This window comes from Kitasatospora sp. NPDC093679 (genome assembly GCF_040683455.1).
Lineage (GTDB): Bacteria > Actinomycetota > Actinomycetes > Streptomycetales > Streptomycetaceae > Kitasatospora > Kitasatospora arboriphila.
Window position 1 is genome coordinate 38299 of record NZ_JBFBDW010000042.1, and the last position, 18020, is coordinate 56318.

Below are 18020 nucleotides of genomic sequence, written 5' to 3' on the forward strand. Positions count from 1 at the left end.
GAGGACGGCGGCCGGGTGGAGTGCACCGGACGGCGAGCTGCTCAGATGCGGGCGTGCGAGCCGATGTCCGCGGTGAACTCCTCCGTCATCGCCGGGGTGACGGTCGGCCGGCACTGGGCGATGGCGGCGAGGTAGTCCTCCGTGGCGGCCCCTGCCGCGGCCGCCCGCTCCCCCTCGGCGGGCTCGCCGAGATCGCGTTCGAACGCCGCCTGGGCCGCGATCCGGGCGGCGTGTTCGATGTCGGCGGGGGTGAACAGCCCGCTGGCGGCGACCAGGGCGTCGAGGTCGACCCCGGCCCGGCCCGCCGCGTACCGGGACCAGATCGCACGGCGGGCCGCCGCGTCCGGGGTGCCGATCGGGACGAGGTAGTCGAACCGGCCGTGGCGCAGGAAGGCCGGGTCGAGCGAGCGGATCGAGTTGGTGGCGCACACCAGCAGGCGCTCCTCCCCCTCGCGGAACCCCGGGATCAGCTTGAGCAGTTCGTTGGTGACCCCGTGCATGCCGCCGGCCGCGCCCTCGCCGCGCACCGGGGCGATCTCCTCGACCTCGTCGATGAAGACCAGCACCCGCTCCAGCTCGGCGATCCGGGCGAAGGCCGTGCGCAGTGCCGCGGCGAGGTTGCCCTCGTCGGCGAGCCGCGACGGCAGCAGTTCCACGAACGGCCAGCCGAGCCGGGAGGCGACCGCCCGGGCGAAGGTGGTCTTCCCGGTGCCGGGCGGGCCGAACAGCGCGACGGCCCGCGGCGGCCGGACGCCGTGCCGGGCGGCCCGCTCGGGCTCGGCGAGCGGCAGCACCACCCGGCGTTCGATCAGCGCCTTCTCTGCCTCCATGCCGGCCACCTTCTGCCACAGGTCGCCGGGCAGCACCCGGCCGCCGAGCTCCTCCAGCAGACCGGCCGACGGCCCGTGCTGCGGCTCGGCCTTCTCGAAGTAGGCGACGGCCGGCCGGCGGCTGTACCCGGCGTTGTGCAGGCCCTCGCCGAGCTGCTCCTCCTCCGGCAGGACGTAGGCGATCCGCCGGACCCGGCGGTCCACCAGCCGGCGTTCGAGCTCGCGGAGCAGGGCGCTGGCGAGTCCCCGGCCGCGCCACCCCGGGGCGATGGCGATCCGCATCACCCAGGCCCGGTCCCCCGCGACGTGGGCGAGGGCCGCGCCGATCGGGGCGCCGCGGCTGACCGCGACCACCGCCGGCTGCCGGGAGGTGAGCGCGGTGATGCACTCGGCCAGCGAGAACACCGACTCCTGGCCGAGGCCGGCGGTGGTGTCGATGAGATGGACGACCGCCGCCAGGTCGTCCTCGCGGTAGTCGTGGATCAGCCACTCGGTGGTGGACACCTGCACGGTGCGCGCCTCTCGTCCGTCCTGGTGGGATGCCAGGACGGTAGGGGGAGGCGGTGGACGGCGGCGCCTGCCGGAGCGGACAAGCGACCGGGTGCGAACCGTACGGACTGCGGGTGGCCGGCCGCGCCGCGAAAGGGCAGGTCGGGGAGGACCGGGAAGCCCGGAGGACCCGGGAAGCTCCGAGGGCTCAGAAGGTGAAGCGCAGCGAGCGGACCCGGTGGTCGAAGCTGGACGGGATCAGCACCGGCTCGCCGACCGAGCGCAGCTCGGGCATCCGGGTGAACAGCTCGCGGAAGAGCACCTTCATCTCCTGCCGGGCCAGGTAGGCGCCGAGGCAGAAGTGCGGGCCGCCGCCGCCGAAGCCGAGGTGCGGGTTGGGCGAGCGGGTGATGTCGAAGGCGTCCGGGTCGGTGAAGACCGCCTCGTCCCGGTTGGCGGAGGCGAAGAACAGCACCACCTTCTCGCCCTGGGCGAGCCGGGTGCCGTTGAGGACGTGGTCGACCGCGACGGTGCGGCGGAACTGGATGATCGGGCTGGAGTGCCGGACGATCTCCTCCACCGCGCCGCCGATCCGCGCGTCGAAGTCCTCCGCCAGCAGGGCGCGTTGGGCCGGGTGGCTGGTGAGCAGGTGCAGGCCGTGGGCGAGCGCGTTGCGGGTGGTCTCCACGCCGGCGACCAGCAGCAGCGAGAAGAAGGCGCCCAGCTCGCGGGCGTTGAGGTGGCGGCCGTCGACGTCGGCGGCGACCAGGGCGGAGATCAGGTCCTCGGTCGGCCGGCGGCGGCGCTCGCGACCGAGCGCCGCGATCACCAACTGCATCCGGGCCAGCGCCCGCAGGCCCCGCCCGGGCACCCGCAGCCGGCCGCGGGCCACCCCGGTGTGCTCCGAGGCGTGGTTGACCTGGGCGAGGATCTGCCGCCGCTGCCGCTCGGGGATGCCCATCATGTTGCAGATCACCTGGTAGGGCAGCTCCGCGGCGACGGCGGTGACGAAGTCCTCCGGGCGGCGGTCGAGCACCTCGTCGGCGAGTCGCACCGCGACCCGGCGGATGTCCTCCTCGACCCGGGAGATCAGCCGCGGGGTGAAGGCGCGGGAGACGATCCGGCGCAGGTCGGCGTGGCGCGGGTCGTCCAGGTTGACCATCGAGTCGCCGAACACCGTCCGCACCCAGCGGGCCGGCTCGGGCGTGGTCACGCCCGGGCCGCTGATGAACACCTCGGGGGTGCGGCTGGCGGCGACCACGTCGGCGTGCCGGACGAGCGCGAGGAAGCTCCGGCCGGTGGCCCGGTGGGTGAAGCGCACCGGGCCGTCCAGGCGCCGGAGTTCGGCGAAGGCCGCGGACCGGTCGGCCTCCGGCAGCCGCCAGAAGCCGGGATCGGCGAGGTCGACGCCCGCGGGGGCGGGCGGGGTCGCGGTGGCCTGGGTGCCTGCCGGTGCGCTCATGACGGCTTTTATCTTCCACCCGGTGGCGGAAAGTCAAATCGCCGTCACTCGCTGTGGTTTCACTTCCCCAGGTCGATGGCGTGATCCGATCGGCGGGCCGGGTCGGAGCCGCTGCCGAGGGCGTCGTCCTCGGCGTCGTCGGCGTCCTCGGCGTCGTCCGACTCGTCCGACGGCTCCACCGGAGCCAGGTCGCGGCCCAGCAGGGTGGCGCCGGCCACCGCGCCGGGCATCGCCAGCACCGTCACGAACGGCACCAGGAACAGCAGCACCAGCGGCACGCCGAAGCCGAGCGCCAGACCGAGGCGGGACCGCAGCAGGCGCAGCCGCTCCTTCTGCGGGACGCTGCGGCGCTGCAGCGCCACCGCGGTGAGCTCGGCGGTCAGGAAGTAGCCGGACACCACGAAGCCGATCGCCGGGACGGCGGTCTGGCCGACCACCGGCAGGAAGCCGCAGAGGAAGAGCACCAGGCCGATCGCGGCGACCCGGACGAGGACGTACAGGCTGTCCCGCGCCGAGATCCACAGCTCGCGCCAGAGCGGCACGTCGGAGCGGGCCGGAGCGCCGCCCTCCGTCTCGTCGACCTTCTCGCAGAGCGACTCGTAGAACGGCTGGCCGACCAGCAGGGTCACCGCGGTGAAGGTGATCACCGACAGCAGCCCGCCGACGGCGACCGCGGTCACCGCGAGCGCACCGCGCAGCAGGCCCTGCCAGGGCGAGCCCCAGCCGTCGGCGAACGGCGTCGCCCAGTCGGCGAGGTCCCCCGCGTACAGCACGAGCGCCGTCATCGCACCGGCGTACCCGACCAGGGTGATCAGCGCCGGGATCATCCCGAAGCCCCACCAGCGCCCGTGCCGGGCCACCCAGCGCTGGCCCTTGAGGAGGTACCCGATCCCCGCCGCAACATCTCGCATGGCCCCAGCCTACGGGCCGGGCGCACTCCATGATCGCCTGCGGGGTCGCGGTCGCGGCACAAGGAGGTAACGGGTCCTCCCTGCCGTGGATGCACAGGGCGCCGGTGGTGACGGTCCGTCCGCCCGGCCGCGGGCCGCTACCCGGTGCGGCCACCACCGGCGACCGGTCTGCGGTGCGGGCGGGCGGCGGCCTGACGGGTGCCCGGGACGGCCTGCAACAAGCGGTGTGCGCAGGTGGCGAGCAGCAGCTCGCCCTGCACCTCGGGGTCGGCGACCGCCGTCCCGAGCAACCCCTCGATCCGCTCCAGCCGCTGGTAGAGCGACTGCCGGCCGATGTGCAGCAGGGCGGCGGTACGGGTCGGCGAGCAGCCGTGGCGCAGGTGCACCTCCAGGGTGCGCACCAGGTCGCCGGCGTACCGGGACTCCCACTCCAGCAACGGGCCGAGCACGTCCCCGGCCAGCCGGGCCCAGCGCTCCCGGCCGCCGGACCGGGTCAGTTCCCGCTCCAGGGCGAACGCCCGGGCAGTGGCCACCCGCGGCTGCTGCGGGCCGGATCGGCGCGGCTCGGCGGGCGGCACGGTGACGGCGAGTTCGAGGGTGGCGGCGGCCTCGCGCAGACTCTCGCCGTACCGGTCCCAGCCGGCAGCGGCGGGGACGGCCGGCCCGAGGGCGACCACCGAGCCCGGCGGGGCCGTCTCCTCCAGCACGGCCCGGACCGCACGCACCGGGTCCGGGGCCGGCGGCACCGCGATCAGCGCGAACAGACCGCCCCGGACTGCGGCCGCCAGGGCGGCGCCGGGCACCCGGCCGAGCAGCGGCGCGGTGGTCCGGGGCGGCAGGGCCTGCGGCAGGCCGCGGGCGGCCAGGCCCAGGAGCCGGTGGCCGTCCGGCACCCAGAACCCGGCCAGTGCGGCGCGCACGACGGCCTCCGCCCGGGCCGGGTCCACCCCGTCCAGCAGGGCCCCGATCAGTGCCCGGGCGGGGTGGGAGTCCGGGGTCTCCCGCAGGTCGCGGGCCGACCGGCCGATCGTCGGCGAGCCGATCGCGGAGTTCACGGCCTCGGCGACCCGGGCGAACGGCACCACCCGGCGCAGCGCCACCAGCGGCAGGCCCAGCCGCTCCGCCTCGGCCGTGACCGCGGCCGGCATCCGCGGCAGCGCCCGGCCGACCTCGGCGAACAGCGCCGCCGCCCCGGAGCCGGCCAGCTCCCGGACGCAGGCGCGCTGCCGCTGCGGTGTGGCCCGGGCCAGCCCGTGGCCGTCGGTGAGCAGCAGTTCGCCACCGGACAGCGCAGCGGCGCCCTCGGGGACCTCGCCGGTGCACACCCGGCGGACGGACCGTTCCAGCCCGCCCCGGCCGGCCAGCAGCAGCGGGGCGGCCGGCCCGAGGACGTCGAGGGCGAGGACCTCGCGGACGGTGAGTGCGGGCACGGCGGCCTCCCGGGTGCTCGGTGGTTCAGGTGGGTGTACGGGCGCAGCTCGCAGCGGGTGGGACGGGGCGGGAGGATGCCGCCGGGTGGGGAGTCGGACGTGGAAGCACGTCGGACCGGGCGCCAGGGAGGGTACGCACCCTTCGTTGCCACGGTGTTTCGGATCGGGAGGTGGAGCCGGTGGATGTGCAGGAGATGCTCGCGGTCGCCGTCGAGGAGGCCCGCGCCGGGCTGGCGGAGGGCGGGATCCCGATCGGGGCCGCGCTCTTCGACGAGCACGGCGAACTGCTCGGACGCGGTCGCAACCGCCGCGTCCAGGACGGCGATCCGTCGATGCACGCGGAGACGGCGGCGTTCCGGGCGGCCGGCCGGATGCGCGGCTACCGCTGGACCACGATGGTCACCACGCTGTCGCCCTGCTGGTACTGCTCCGGCCTGGTCCGGCAGTTCGGCATCGGCCGGGTCGTCGTCGGCGAGGCCCGGACGTTCAGCGGCGGCCACGACTGGCTGGCCGAACACGGCGTCGGCATCACAGTGCTGGACGACCCCGAGTGCGTCCGGCTGATGACGGACTTCGTCGCGGCCCGGCCCGAGCTGTGGTTCGAGGACATCGGCGAATGACGCGGACAGGAGCGAACGGCATGGCAGAGGTACGGATTCCCACGGTCGACCTCGGTGCGTGGACCGGCGGCACCGCGGAGGAGCGGGCCCGGATCGCCCGCAGCGTCGACGAGGCGCTCGGCCGCGCGGGATTCCTGCTGCTCACCGGGCACGGGGTGACCGAACGGGAGCGGGCCGAGGTCCGGGCGGCGGCCCGCGGGTTCTTCGCCCTGCCGGAGGCGGTGAAGCAGCGCTACGCCGTCGCGGTCGGCGGCCGCGGCTGGCTCGGCCCCGGCGCCGAGGCGAACGGCTACGCCGAGGGCACCGAGACCCCGCCCGACCTCAAGGAGTCCTGGACGGTCGGCGCCGACCGGCCCACCGGCGACGAGGAGGTGGACGACTACTGGTTCCGGCCGAACGTCTGGCCGACCGCCGAGGCACCGCGCCTGCAGGCCCTGGTGGAGACGTACATGGCGAGGATGCGGACCGTCGCCGACGAGACGCTGCGGCTGCTCGCGGCGGCCCTCGGACAGCCCGGGGACTTCTTCACCCGGCACACCGGCGCCCCCACCTACACCTGCAACATCAACTGGTACCCCTCGGCCGGCACGCTCGGCGAACCACTGCCCGGCCAGTACCGGATCGGCCCGCACACCGACTTCGGCACGGTGACCCTGCTCGACCGCCAGCAGGGCCGCGGCGGGCTCCAGATCTGGACGGAGGAACAGGGCTGGGCCGACGCCCCCTGGGACCCGGCCGCGCTCACCGTCAACATCGGCGACCTGATGGCCCGCTGGACGGGCGACCGCTGGCGGTCCGGACGCCACCGCGTCCTGCCGCCCTCCCCCGAGGCCCCCGACGAGGAGCTCATGTCCCTGGTCTACTTCTACGAGTGCGACCCGCACACCCGCGTCAGCCCGCTGCCCGCGCCGATCGGACGGGTGGCGCACCCGCCGGTCGACTCCACGGCCTACCTGCGGGCCAAACTGGACGCCATCACCGTCGGCTGACCGCACCGGCACCCGGCCCGGACACGGCCGTGCCCGCCGCCCCCGGTCGGGGAGTCGGCGGGCACGGACCCGGCACGGTCGGTCCGGTCAGGCACGGACCTCGGAGACGGCGGCGCCCAGCGCCTCCTTGATGCGGGGGCCGAGGCGGGTGAAGCCCAGCTCCTTCATCGCGGCGCGGAGCAGCTCGTCGTCCGAACGCTCGGTGCCGTCACCGTCCAGCCAGCCCACCAGCGCCACCAGCTCGGCCGGGGTGTAGGCGGTCACCGCCTTGCCCGGGGTGATCTCCGGCTTCTCCGGCCGACCACCGGCAGCCGCCTCGACGACCGGCTCGGCAGCAGGCTCCTCGACGACGACCTCGGGCTCGACCTCGGCCACCGGCTCCTCGACGACGGGCTCCTCGACGGGCGCCTCGACCTCGACGGCCGCCTCCGGCTCGACGACAGCCTCGGGCTCGGCAACCGGCTCGGCCTCGACAGCGGGCTCGGCCTCGGCGACGGCCTCCGCCTCGACGGCCGGCTCGACGTCGGCGACGGCCTCGACGGTCTCCTCGACCTCGACAACCGGTTCGGCCTCGACGACGGCCTCCGCCTCGACGGCCGGCTCGACGTCGGCGACGGCCTCGACGGGCGCCTCGACCTCGGCAACCGGCTCGACCTCGACCACGGGCTCGACCTCGACCACGGGCTCGACCTCGACCACGGGCTCGACCTCGGCGGCAGCCTCCGCCTCGACGGCCGGCTCCGCCTCGACGTCCGGCTCCTCCATGACGGCCTCGGGCTCGACCTCAGCCACCGGCTCCTCGACGGGCGCCTCGACCTCAGCCACCGGCTCGACCTCGACCACCGGCTCGGGCTCGGGCTCGGCGACGGCCTCCGTCTCGGCGGGCTCAGCCTCGGCCTCGGCCACCGGCTCGACGTCGGCGACGGCCTCCTCGGCCGCAACCTCGGCCACCACCGGCTCGGCCTCGACCTCGACCTCGACCTGAGCCTCAGCCTCCGCGGTCTCCTCCGCGACGGCCTCGACCTCGACCTCAACCGCCTCGATCTCGACCTCGGCAACCTCGACCGCCTCAGCAATCTCGACGGCCTCCGCGGTCTGCTCGCCCCGCGGACCGGCCGCGAGCGCCTGGCGGGCGGCTTCCTCCGCGTCCGTACCGTCCTCGGTGGCACCGGCGGTGTGCCGGTCGTACGCGGCGAGGGCGGCCTCACGGTCGGCCTGACGCTCCGTCAGCTCAGCGAGCAGGCCGTCGAGGCCCTCCTCGGCGAGTGCGGCACGGAGGGAGGCGAGGGCGGGCAGCCGGAAGAGGGTGCCCTCGTCGGCGGCCAGGCGGTCGACCAGGTCGGCGAGTTCGCCGAGCGGCAGGGACTCCGGCTCCTGGCCGGGCAGCAGGCGGCCGAGGGCGCGGACGGCGGTGCCGAGCGAGTCGATGGCCTGGGCGGTCTCGGCGAGCAGGGCGCCGTCGACCGGGACGGCCGGGTTGGCGCCGCCGGTGGCGAGGGCGGACCAGTCGCTGCGGGCGCCGGCGGCCGCGGCGAGGGCGGCGTGCAGGTCGGCGCGGCCGATCTTCTTGCCGCCGGTGAGCGCCTTGGCCTGCGAGCGCAGCGTCCAGCGGCGGCCGATCGACAGCTTCACGTTCTGCTCGGCGCGCCAGCGGCGGGTGCCGGTGGCGGCGGCGAGGGCGTCGAGGTCTGCGGAGAAGGCCTCGGCACTGAGCGTGGTGGTGGCGGACTGGACGCGCTGCAGGACGTCGAGCAGGGTGCTCAGGCCGAGCAGGGTGTCCGGGACGTCGAGTTCGGCCTTGGCGGCGAGGCCGCTGACCGCGCCGCCGACGGCGCGGATCTCGAGGCTGCGCAGTTCGGCGAGGACGGTGGAGGCGGCGCGCGCGTCCTCGCCCTCGGTGACGGTGGTGGCTGCGGCGAGCCACGGGTTGGCGTCGGGGGTCAGGGTGAAGCCGCCCTGGTCGGCGTACCGGCCGAGCTCCTCGCGGGTGTCCGGCCCGGCTTCGCCGTCCGGAGTGGCAGCCGGGGCCGGCACCGAGGCGTCGGCGTCGTTCAGGTAGCGCACTGTCATGTGGAAGTCCGGTTCGTGGCGGGTGACGGGAGGGGGTTCTGCGGAGAGAGGCGCCGAGATGCGGCTCGGCGGGTACGGCGCGAGGGCCAGAATACGGGTGCCCGTTCGACGGGCGCGAGCACCTGGCGCGTTGTTGCGGAGCTGTGCCGTGTCATGGCCCGGCCCGGGGTGCGAGGTGCCGGACGTCGCTGAGCGTGACCGGCGGGAGGAAGTCGCGCAGGGGCTCGCGCTGCCACCACTCGCCTGTGGACCTGAGTCGGCGCCAACTGCTGTACCGGTAGCGGTAGAGGCGGGCGCGGACGAAGGTGGGCGGGGTGTCCGGGAAGGGGTTGTGGTGGAGCAGCCGGAGGGTGTCGGGGTCGTTGACGAGCAGCCGGGCGACCAGTGGGGCGAACCAGGGCCGGGCGTAGGAGGGGGAGATGGCGGCGAACCACATGAGCCAGTCGAGACGGAGGTGATAGGGGGCGATCTGTCGCGGCATACGCCGGAGTTCGCCCGGTTTGCCCCGGAATCCATAGGCGTGCCAGCGGGTGTCGGGACCGGGGAGTCGGGCGTCGGTGCCCTCCAGGACGATCTCGTGTCGGATCCGGGTGACCGAGCCGAAGGCGCCGTAGCTGTTCACCAGATGGAGTCGGTCGTAGGACCGGTTCATCGCCTGGTGGGGTGAGAGCAGGTTGCGGGCGGGCCGGTAGCTGAGGACGAGCACGCCGGCGGTGAACGCGAGCACCAGCACCTCGTACCAGACGGGGGCGGCGGAGTGGTGCGGGGCGTCGGGGAGCGGGAGCACGCGGCCTGCGGTGCCGGCGTCGACCGCGGAGAGCGCCAGGGCGATGGTGAGCCAGTTCAGCCAGGCGAAGTTGCCGGAGAGGACCAGCCAGAGCTGGGTGACGGCCATCAGGGCGGCGGCGATGCTCGCCTCCGGCTGGGGCAGGAAGAGCGCGAACGGCACGAGCAGTTGGACGGTGTGGTTGGCCGCGACCTCGACCCGGTGCAGCGGTTTCGGCAGATGGTGGAAGAACCAGCTGAGCGGGCCGGGCATCGGCTGGGTCTCGTGGTGGTAGTAGAGGCAGGTGAGGTCGCGCCAGCAGGCGTCGCCGCGCCACTTGATCAGTCCGGCGCCGAACTCGACGCGGAAGAGCAGCCAGCGCAGCAGCCACAGGACGGTGACCGGCGGGGCGACGTCGCCGTTGCCGAGGAAGGCGGCGAGCACCCCGGACTCCAGCAGCAGCGACTCCCAGCCGAAGGCGTACCAGGTCTGGCCGACGTTGACGACGGAGAGGTACAGCGCCCAGAGCAGCGCCCACCAGGACATCGCGGCCCAGAGCGGAACGAGGTCGCCCGCCCCGGCGGCCAGCGCGGCGGAGAGGGCGGCTCCGGCCCACGCGGTGGCGGCGAAGGCCCGGTCGCTGTAGTGCCAGTGGAACAGGCTGGGCGAGCGCCGGAAGGGGACGGCGGCGGTGAAGCGCGGGACGGGGAGCATGCCGCGCTCGCCGATCAGGGCGCGGAACTGGTTGGCCGCGGCGACGAACCCGACGGTGTAGAGCAGCGCGACCAGCCGCTGGAAGACCTGGCGGGCGAGCCAGTAGTCGGGGGCCGCGAACCACTCCACCTCGTGCGCTCCTCGGTCGTCCGCGCTCGGACCGTCCATGCCTACCACTGCGAGGCCGGTCCGGCGCGCGGTGGCGTCCGTCCGGGCCGCCGACTTCATCCGGAAGGCGCACGGGGCGAGCGGGGCCACGGGGGGCGGGCGCGCCGGCCGCAGGGTGGGACGGGGCTCCCGCGGTCCGCCGGACTGTGATCTCATACCGGATGTTCAGTACCGAACCAGGGAGACGCCCGTGACATCGGCTTCGCCGCAGCCAGCCGCCGACCCGTCCTGTCCAGATCCGTCCCGATCCGTCCCTGTGAGTACTCCCGTCGCGGCCCCGAAGGACGCCGCTCCCCCGCGCGGCCTGTCCGGCGCGGTCTGGGGCGCGCTCGGCATCGTCTACGTGGTGTGGGGCTCGACCTACCTGGCGATCCGGGTCGTGGTGGAGACCATGCCGCCGTTCCTGTCCGGGGCGATGCGCTTCGTCGCGGCGGGGCTGGTGCTGGCGGTGCTGATCGCCGTCCGCCAGGGGCCCGCCGCGCTGCGGGTGTCCTCGCGCGAGCTGGGTTCGGCGGTCCTGGTCGGCCTGCTGCTGCTGGTCGGCGGCAACGGCATGGTGGTGCTGGCGGAGCGGTCGGTGCCGTCCGGGCTGGCCGCGCTGATGGTGGCGAGCGTGCCGCTGTGGGTCGTGGTGCTGCGTCGGGTGCTGGGGCACCGGACGCCGGCGGCCACCCTGGGCGGGGTGCTGGTCGGCCTGCTCGGGCTGGTGGTGCTGAGCGCACCGGGCCTGACCGGCGAGGTGCGGCTGCTGGGCCTGGTCGCGCTGCTGGTCGGCTCGCTGCTGTGGGCCTGCGGCTCGGTGCTGGCGGGCCGGCTGCCGATGCCGGCCAATCCGCTGACGGCCAGCGTGTACGAAATGCTGGCGGGCGGCGTCGGGGCGCTGGTGCTGGCCCTCGTCCGGCACGAGCCGCAGGGCTTCGACCCGGCCGCGGTGTCGGGGGCGTCCTGGGCCGGGCTCGCCTATCTGGTGGTGTTCGGTTCGCTGATCGCGTTCAGCGCGTACGCCTGGCTGCTGCAGCGCGCGCCGCTGCCACTGGTGGCCACCTACGCGTACGTGAACCCGGTGGTCGCGGTGCTGCTCGGCTGGACGGTCCTGTCCGAGGCGCTGACCTGGCCGATCGCGGTCGGCGGCGGCGTAGTGGTGGCCGGGGTGTGCCTGGTGGTGCGGACCGAGCGCTGATCGGACGGGCCCGCACCGTCGGGTGGCCGGGCCCTGTCCGTGAGTTGAGAAGTTGACGGCATCATCGCTCGGAGGGGGGCCGGAGGGAGATCATGTATTCAACAAGGTAACAATGTGGTCGAGAAATCTTAGTGAACGTTTTACTTGTTGACGGGCCTCGGCGTCGGCGGATTGACTTCCTGCTCGCCGCACTCCGCGGCGCTGTCAGGGAGGCACCACCCACCATGAACGCAATGACGCGTCGCATCCTCGCCGGCACGGCCGCTGTGTCGGCGGCGCTGTCACTGGCCGCGTGCGGCTCGGGCAGTAGTGCGAGCACCTCCTCCGGCACGAAGACCATCGGTCTGCTGCTGCCGGAGAAGTCGTCGTCGACCCGGTACGAGAGCTTCGACAAGCCGCTGATCGAGGCTTCCGTCGCCGCGCTGTGCACCAAGTGCGAGGTCGACTACGCCAACGCGGACGGCGACGAGACCGTCCAGAAGCAGCAGTTCGACGCACTGCTGGCCAAGGGCGTGAAGGTCATCCTCCTCGACCCGGTGAACTCGGGCGCCACGGCGACCTGGGTGGACGCCGCCGCCAAGAAGGGCGTGAAGGTCATCGCGTACGACCGCCTCGCCGCGGGCAAGGTCGCCGCCTACATCTCCTTCGACAACGAGCGCACCGGCGAGCTCCAGGGCCAGGCCCTGCTGGACGCGCTGGGCAACAAGGCGTCGAACGCCAATGTCGTGATGATCAACGGGGCCGAGTCGGACCCGAACGCCGCCCAGTTCAAGAAGGGCGCGCACAAGATCCTCGACGAGAAGGTCAAGAAGATCGTCTACGAGCAGTCGGGCGAGTGGAAGCCCGAACTCGCGGCCACCAAGGTCAACGAGGCGATCGGCCACTTCGGCAAGACCGGTATCCAGGCGGTCTACTCCGCCAACGACGGCATGGCCTCGTCGATCATCGGCGCACTCAAGGGCGCGGGCATGAACGTGCCGGTCGGCGGCCAGGACGCCTCGCTCGACGCGATCCAGCGGATCCTGACCGGCGACCAGACGTACACCATCTACAAGCCGTACAAGCCCGAGGCCGACGCCGCCGCCACCATGGCCGTCTACCTCGTGAAGGGCCTGGACATCACCTCGGTCGCGAGCGCCATGACCGAGAGCAACGGCCTGCAGATCCCGTCGATGCTGCTCAGCCCGATCGTCGTCACCAAGGAGAAGGTGGCCTCGACCGTCATCGCCGGCAACCTCTACAAGGCCAAGGAGGTCTGCACCCCGCAGGTCGCCCAGGCCTGCCAGGAAGCCGGCATCGAGGTCAAGTGACACCCTGCGGCCACCCGGCGGGCGGGCGTCAGCCCCGCGCCCGCTGGGTGGCCGCGATGCATCCCAGCACCAGGAGCGCCGCGACCGGCGCCGCCGGGGAGAACCGCTCCCCCAGCACCAGCACCGCCCAGCCCAGCGTGAGCAGCGGCTGCGCGAGCTGCAGCTGACTGGCCTTGGGCACGCCGATCGCCGCCATCCCCCGGTACCAGAGCACGAAGCCGCCGAACTGCGAGACCGCCGCCGTGTAGGCGAGACCGGCCAGCGCCCGCGGCCCCGCGTGGAACGGCTCCGCGGCCAGGGCCAGGCCCGCCGCCAGCGCCGATGCGGGCAGCGCCGCCACCACCGCCCAGGCGATCACCTGCCAGCCGGGCATCGAGCGGGCCAGCCGCCCGCCCTCCGCGTAGCCCGCCGCGCACACCGCCAGCGCCGCGACCAGCAGCAGGTCCGCACGGCTCAGCGCACCGCGGCTCTGCTGCACCGTGAAGCCGAGCACCACCACCGCCCCGGCCAGTGCCGCCCACCAGAAGCCCCGGGACGGCCGCCCGCCCGAGCGCACCGCCGCCACCACGGCGGTGGCCAGCGGCAGCAGGCCGATCACCACCGCCGAGTGCGCGGTGGACGAGGTCTGCAGGGCCAGCGTGGTGAGCAGCGGGAACCCGAGGACGCAGCCGACCGCCACGGCCGCCAGGCCCGGCCAGTGCGCCCGGTCCGGCAGCGGCACCCGGGCGGCGAGCAGACCGGCGCCGGCCACGGCCGCCGCGAGCACCCCGCGCAGGCCGGCGGCCGTCCACGGCCCGAAGCCGGTGAGCGCCCAGGCGGTGGCCGGGAAGCTGAAGGAGAAGGCGAGGACGCCCAGGGCGGCGAGTGCGGTGCCGCCGACCGCTACTGGACGGGTGGCGATAGCGCTATCGTGTGCTGTCATGCACGAGCGTAGCAGTGGGGCGGATCTTGCCGCGATTCTCCGATCCGAACTGGACCGCTACCCGGTCGGCGGTCGACTGCCGTCCAGCCGGGCCCTGATGGAACGCCACCAGGTGAGCCCGGTGACGGTCGCCCGGGCGATCGCCCTGCTGGCGGCCGAGGGGCTGGTCGTCTCCCGTCCGGGCGCCGGGGTCTTCCGGGCCGCGGCACCGCGCCCGGTGCCGGTCGCCGGGGACACCTCCTGGCAGGAGGTCGCCCTCAGCGCCGAGGCCGGGGTGCCGCCGGCCCGGTCCGCCGACGCCTCCGGGGTGCTCGGCGCGCTCGCCGTCCAGCCCGCCGAGGTGATCGACCTCAACGGCGGCTACCTGCACTCCTCGCTGCTGCCCGAACAGGCGCTGGCCGGGGCCCTCGCCCGGGCCGGCCGGCGGCCCGGCGCCTGGAGCAGGCCGCCGCTGGAGGGCCTGCCCGAGCTGCGCACCTGGTTCGCCCGCGACATCGGCGGGACGGTGAGCGCCTCCGAGGTGCTGGTGGCCGCGGGCGGGCAGAGCGCCCTCACCGCCGCGCTGCGCTCGCTGGCCGCACCCGGTGCGCCCGTCCTGGTGGAGTCCCCCACCTACCCGGGGCTGCTGGCGGTGGCCCGCGCGGCCGGGCTGCGCCCCGTCCCGGTGCCGGTGGACGCCGACGGCGTGCGGCCCGGTCTGCTCGCCGACGCCTTCGCGGCCAGCGGGGCACGGGTGTTCGTCTGCCAGCCGCTCCACCAGAACCCGACCGGGGCGGTGCTGTCGGCCGCCCGGCGGCCCGAGGTGCTGCGCATCGCCCGGGCGGCCGGCGCCTTCGTGGTCGAGGACGACTTCGCCCGGCGGCTCGCGCACGCCGACGCCCCGCCGCCCCCGCCGCCGCTGGCCGCGGACGACCCGGACGGCGTGGTGGTGCACATCCGCTCGCTGACCAAGCCCACCTCGGCCAACCTGCGGGTCGCGGCGCTCACCGCCCGCGGCCCGGCCCTGGAGCGGCTGCGGGCCGTCCAGGCCGTCGACAGCTTCTTCGTGCCGCGGCCGCTGCAGGAGGCGGCGCTGGAACTGGTCGGCGCGCCGGCCTGGGCGCACCACCTGCGGTCCCTGGCCGGGCGGTTGCAGGAACGCCGGACGGCGCTCGCCGGTGCGCTCGGGCGGCTGCGGCCCGAGCTGCTCCCGCAGCGGCTGCCCACCGGCGGCCACCACCTGTGGCTGCGGCTGCCCGACGGCACCGACCCGCAGCGGCTCGCCGCCGCCGCGCTGCGCGCCGGCGTCGCCGTCACGCCGGGACGCGCCTACTTCACCGCCGAGCCGCCGGCCCCGCACCTGCGGGCGGGCTACGGTGCGGCCGAGGGCGTCGACCGGCTGGTGGCCGGGGCGGAGCGGCTGGCCGCGGCCCTCGACGGGATGGCTTGATCCGTACGCCCCGGTCGGCTCGGCCGGCCCCGCGGCGGCCGGCCGGACCGGGGCGCCGTGCGCGCCCCGGCCGGAAGGCGGTCAGCCCGACAGGCCCGGGCGGCCCTGCGGGTACGGGGGGAGCATCTCGCCGGGGTTGCGGCCGGACTGCTGCAGCCGGTCCACCAGCAGTGCGGCGAGGGTGCCGAGCTCCTCCTCGGTGCGGGACTGCGCGGTGACGTCCATGCCCACCGTCAGCACGCCGTTCACCATGCCCGTGCGGGCGTTGCGCAGCGGGGTGCAGGTGAAGGTGTACACCTGCTCGGCGCGCCGGGCACCCGGCAGGTAGGACTGGACCCGGATGTCCTTGAGCACGGTGGACCGGCCGGTGCGGTGGGCCTCGCCGACCGCGAGCGGCAGACCGGCGGCGGCCAGCTGCGGGTAGGCCTGGGCCAGGTCGGAGTACGGGCCGGGGGCGCCGAAGATGCCCGCGTGCTCGGCGTTGGCGTAGCGGATCGCGTTGTCGACGCCGTCGGTGAGCATGATCGGGAAGGGCGAGCCGTCGAAGGCCGCGAACATCTCCTGCTGCTGGGCGAGCAGGTTGTCGCGCAGCCGGATCTCGGAGAGCAGCGCCTCGGCCAGGTGCTGGATGTCCTTGAGGCGCTCGCGGCCCCACTGGCGCGGCTCGCGGTCCAGCACGCAGACCGTGCCGATGACGGTGTTGGTGTCGTCCACCAGCGGGGCGCCGAGGTAGGCGCGCACGCCCAGCTCGTCGACGACCGGGTTACCCGCGAACCGGGGGTAGGCCAGGATGTCGTCCAGCGCCAGCGGCGAGCGCTGCGCCACCACGTGCGGGCAGAACCCGTGGCTGAGCGGCATCTCGCGGGCCGGGAGGTCGAAGGCGATGCCGCGGTCGGCCCAGGCGTCGTCCTCGACGGGCTGGTTCTGCGCGGGATTTGGCGGGATGTAGAGCCCGCGGAACATCTGGCGCTCGTCGTTGATGAAGTTGACCATCGCGATCGGGGCGCGGGTGATGCTGGCCGCGAGGTGCGCGAAACGGTCGAAGGCCTCGTCCGGGCTGGGGTCGTTGAGTCCCAGGTCGCGGAGCCGGCGGGTCCGTCCGGACTCGCCCCCACCGCCCGGATAGGCGTTCTGAGCGCTCATCACATCAGTCATGGCGGACATGGTGTCAGAACTCCTTGCCGACCGGATCGGCGACGTCTCGTCAGATGGTCGGAAACAGGAAGGGAAGATCCATTCCCATCCGGAACACGATCAAATCCTGCACCGAAAACGTCGCACCCGTTTCACGCCAATCCATGATCACGCTCTGGAGGTGCGCAGTGACGCATATGACAATGAGTGCTTGCCGAGGACGGGTCACCCGTCCAACCGCGCGCGGCCCTCAACGGCGCGGCGGCCGTTCCGACCGTCCCCCCACCCCCGGTCACCCCTGCGCGGGCGGCGGGACGGCGGCGCTCCCGACCGACGAGAGGACGCCCATGCTGGGCCAGGACTACTTCACCGACGAGCGGCACGAGCAACTGCGTGCCGAGGTCAGGGAGTTCGCCGAGAAGGAGGTACGACCGCAGATCGCCCGGATGGAGGCGGAGCGCACCGTCGAGCACGACCTCGCACGGGAGATCGCCCGCAGAGGATGGATCGGCGTCACCATCCCCCGGGTGTACGGCGGCATGGGGCTCGGCCACCTGGCCAAGACCGTCGTCATCGAGGAACTCTCCCGGGTCAGCGGTGCGATGGGCGCCATCGCCCAGGCCTCCCAGCTCGGCGTGGCCAAGGTCATCCACTTCGGCTCCGAGCAGCAGCGCCGACAGTGGCTGCCGCAGTTCGCGGACGGCCGGGCGCTGCCGACCATCGCGGTCACCGAGCCGGAGTCCGGCGGCCACGTGCTCGGCATGTCCGGCACCGCCCGCAAGCGCGGCCGCGACTACGTGCTGAACGGCCGCAAGTGGTTCGTCGGCAACTCGCACATCGGCGACGTGCACGGCGTGGTGTTCCGCACCGGCAAGGGCTCCCGCGGCCTCTCCGCCTTCCTGGTGCCCGGCGACGCACCCGGCTTCCGGCTCGGCGACCCCGGCTGCCAGAGCGGTCTGCACGGCTTCAGCTTCGGCGAGCTGGTCTTCGAGGACTGCCGCATCCCGGCCGCCAACCGCCTCGGCGACGAGGGCACCGGCCTGGACGTCGCCTACTCCTCCAGCATCCTGTACGGCCGGCCGAACCTCGCCGCGGTCGCCCTCGGCATCCACCGGGCGATCGTCGAGGACACCGTCGCCTTCGCCGAGGAACGCTCGCTCTACGGCAAGCCGCTGGCCGAACTCCCCAACATCAGCCTGAAGATCGGCGAGATGCAGTCCCGGCTGATGACCGCCCGGCTGGCCGCGTACCACGCCGCCCACCTGCTGGACCTCGGCCGGCCGTGCGACGCGGAGCTCATGAACTCCAAGCTGGTGAACACCGAGTACGCCCTGGACTCGGCGCGCAACGCGATGGAGATCCACGCCGCCCGCGGCCTGCAGTCGGACTTCCGGATCGAGCGCTACCTGCGCGACGCCACGCACGTCTACCCGCCGGCCGGCACCTCCGACGTCCAGCGGCTGCGCCTCGGCCAGGTGGCCGCCGGCAGCTACGGCGTGCAGTGGTCGGAGAAGCTCGCCGAGCTGGTCAAGGTGCACAGCACGGTCTGGGCCCCGCAGGCGCTCGCGGTCTGATCGGCGCCCGGCGTCCGCCCGG

Annotated in this window: 14 protein-coding genes; 6 read left to right on the forward strand and 8 right to left on the reverse strand. The window is 74.3% G+C overall.

The annotated features are described in order from the left end of the window. Positions 1-41: 41 nt before the first annotated feature. The 4 genes from AB0O09_RS28030 to AB0O09_RS28045 form a co-directional block, all read right to left on the reverse strand. The gene (locus AB0O09_RS28030) at positions 42-1340 is read right to left on the reverse strand and encodes a bifunctional GNAT family N-acetyltransferase/ATP-binding protein (protein ID WP_363545989.1); all 1299 of its coding nucleotides are present in this window, start codon (positions 1338-1340) and stop codon (positions 42-44) included. A gap of 187 nt (positions 1341-1527) precedes the next feature. Then, positions 1528-2781: a cytochrome P450 gene (locus AB0O09_RS28035; protein ID WP_363545992.1), complete on the reverse strand. Its 1254-nt coding sequence runs from the start codon at positions 2779-2781 to the stop codon at positions 1528-1530. A 59-nt stretch (positions 2782-2840) separates the two neighbouring features. Next, on the reverse strand, positions 2841-3692 hold the full coding sequence (locus tag AB0O09_RS28040; RefSeq protein ID WP_363545995.1) for an EI24 domain-containing protein: 852 nt from the start codon (positions 3690-3692) through the stop codon (positions 2841-2843). A 137-nt stretch (positions 3693-3829) separates the two neighbouring features. Beyond that, positions 3830-5122, reverse strand: coding sequence for a PucR family transcriptional regulator ligand-binding domain-containing protein (locus AB0O09_RS28045; protein ID WP_363545998.1), 1293 nt, complete (start codon positions 5120-5122; stop codon positions 3830-3832). Between the two features lie 194 nt (positions 5123-5316). Here AB0O09_RS28045 and AB0O09_RS28050 point away from each other — a divergent pair, with 194 nt between their 5' ends. Beyond that, entirely contained in the window at positions 5317-5742 is a 426-nt protein-coding gene (locus AB0O09_RS28050) for a nucleoside deaminase (protein WP_363546045.1), read from the forward strand. Between the two features lie 20 nt (positions 5743-5762). Then, on the forward strand, positions 5763-6731 hold the full coding sequence (locus AB0O09_RS28055) for a 2-oxoglutarate and iron-dependent oxygenase domain-containing protein (protein ID WP_363546001.1): 969 nt from the start codon (positions 5763-5765) through the stop codon (positions 6729-6731). A gap of 87 nt (positions 6732-6818) precedes the next feature. Here AB0O09_RS28055 and AB0O09_RS28060 read toward each other — a convergent pair whose 3' ends face one another. Next, positions 6819-8801 (reverse strand): hypothetical protein, encoded by a 1983-nt coding sequence (locus tag AB0O09_RS28060; RefSeq protein ID WP_363546004.1) that lies wholly within the window; start codon positions 8799-8801, stop codon positions 6819-6821. Between the two features lie 151 nt (positions 8802-8952). Next, positions 8953-10410, reverse strand: a complete 1458-nt coding sequence (locus AB0O09_RS28065) for a lipase maturation factor family protein (RefSeq protein ID WP_363546048.1) — start codon at positions 10408-10410, stop codon at positions 8953-8955. Between the two features lie 295 nt (positions 10411-10705). Between AB0O09_RS28065 and AB0O09_RS28070 the strand changes: the two genes are divergently transcribed. Both AB0O09_RS28070 and AB0O09_RS28075 read left to right on the forward strand, forming a co-directional pair. Then, positions 10706-11629, forward strand: coding sequence for an EamA family transporter (locus AB0O09_RS28070; protein ID WP_363546007.1), 924 nt, complete (start codon positions 10706-10708; stop codon positions 11627-11629). Positions 11630-11853: 224 nt separating this feature from the next. Continuing rightward, positions 11854-12939 (forward strand): substrate-binding domain-containing protein, encoded by a 1086-nt coding sequence (locus tag AB0O09_RS28075; RefSeq protein ID WP_344623657.1) that lies wholly within the window; start codon positions 11854-11856, stop codon positions 12937-12939. Positions 12940-12967: 28 nt separating this feature from the next. Here AB0O09_RS28075 and AB0O09_RS28080 read toward each other — a convergent pair whose 3' ends face one another. After that, positions 12968-13861, reverse strand: a complete 894-nt coding sequence (locus AB0O09_RS28080) for a DMT family transporter (RefSeq protein WP_363546010.1) — start codon at positions 13859-13861, stop codon at positions 12968-12970. On the opposite strand from AB0O09_RS28080, the gene AB0O09_RS28085 reads away from it, so the two are divergent. Beyond that, positions 13860-15290, forward strand: coding sequence for a PLP-dependent aminotransferase family protein (locus AB0O09_RS28085; RefSeq protein WP_363546012.1), 1431 nt, complete (start codon positions 13860-13862; stop codon positions 15288-15290). The genes AB0O09_RS28080 and AB0O09_RS28085 overlap by 2 nt on opposite strands. Before the next feature lie 81 nt (positions 15291-15371). Here AB0O09_RS28085 and AB0O09_RS28090 read toward each other — a convergent pair whose 3' ends face one another. Next, a complete protein-coding gene (locus tag AB0O09_RS28090; RefSeq protein WP_363546015.1) occupies positions 15372-16445 on the reverse strand; it encodes a GAF domain-containing protein in 1074 nt (357 codons plus the stop codon). Positions 16446-16771: 326 nt separating this feature from the next. Between AB0O09_RS28090 and AB0O09_RS28095 the strand changes: the two genes are divergently transcribed. Further along, entirely contained in the window at positions 16772-17998 is a 1227-nt protein-coding gene (locus tag AB0O09_RS28095) for an acyl-CoA dehydrogenase family protein (RefSeq protein WP_363546017.1), read from the forward strand. Positions 17999-18020 lie beyond the last annotated feature (22 nt).

What these genes read in the sequence shown, in the direction of transcription:
- AB0O09_RS28055 (WP_363546001.1), top strand. Translation starts at nt 5,763, where the DNA reads ATGGCAGAGGTACGGATTCCCACGGTCGACCTCGGTGCGTGGACCGGC.
- AB0O09_RS28090 (WP_363546015.1), bottom strand. Translation starts at nt 16,445, where the DNA reads ATGACTGATGTGATGAGCGCTCAGAACGCCTATCCGGGCGGTGGGGGC.
- AB0O09_RS28035 (WP_363545992.1), bottom strand. Translation starts at nt 2,781, where the DNA reads ATGAGCGCACCGGCAGGCACCCAGGCCACCGCGACCCCGCCCGCCCCC.
- AB0O09_RS28040 (WP_363545995.1), bottom strand. Translation starts at nt 3,692, where the DNA reads ATGCGAGATGTTGCGGCGGGGATCGGGTACCTCCTCAAGGGCCAGCGC.
- AB0O09_RS28050 (WP_363546045.1), top strand. Translation starts at nt 5,317, where the DNA reads ATGCTCGCGGTCGCCGTCGAGGAGGCCCGCGCCGGGCTGGCGGAGGGC.
- AB0O09_RS28075 (WP_344623657.1), top strand. Translation starts at nt 11,854, where the DNA reads ATGAACGCAATGACGCGTCGCATCCTCGCCGGCACGGCCGCTGTGTCG.
- AB0O09_RS28095 (WP_363546017.1), top strand. Translation starts at nt 16,772, where the DNA reads ATGCTGGGCCAGGACTACTTCACCGACGAGCGGCACGAGCAACTGCGT.
- AB0O09_RS28080 (WP_363546010.1), bottom strand. Translation starts at nt 13,861, where the DNA reads ATGACAGCACACGATAGCGCTATCGCCACCCGTCCAGTAGCGGTCGGC.
- AB0O09_RS28060 (WP_363546004.1), bottom strand. Translation starts at nt 8,801, where the DNA reads ATGACAGTGCGCTACCTGAACGACGCCGACGCCTCGGTGCCGGCCCCG.
- AB0O09_RS28085 (WP_363546012.1), top strand. Translation starts at nt 13,860, where the DNA reads ATGCACGAGCGTAGCAGTGGGGCGGATCTTGCCGCGATTCTCCGATCC.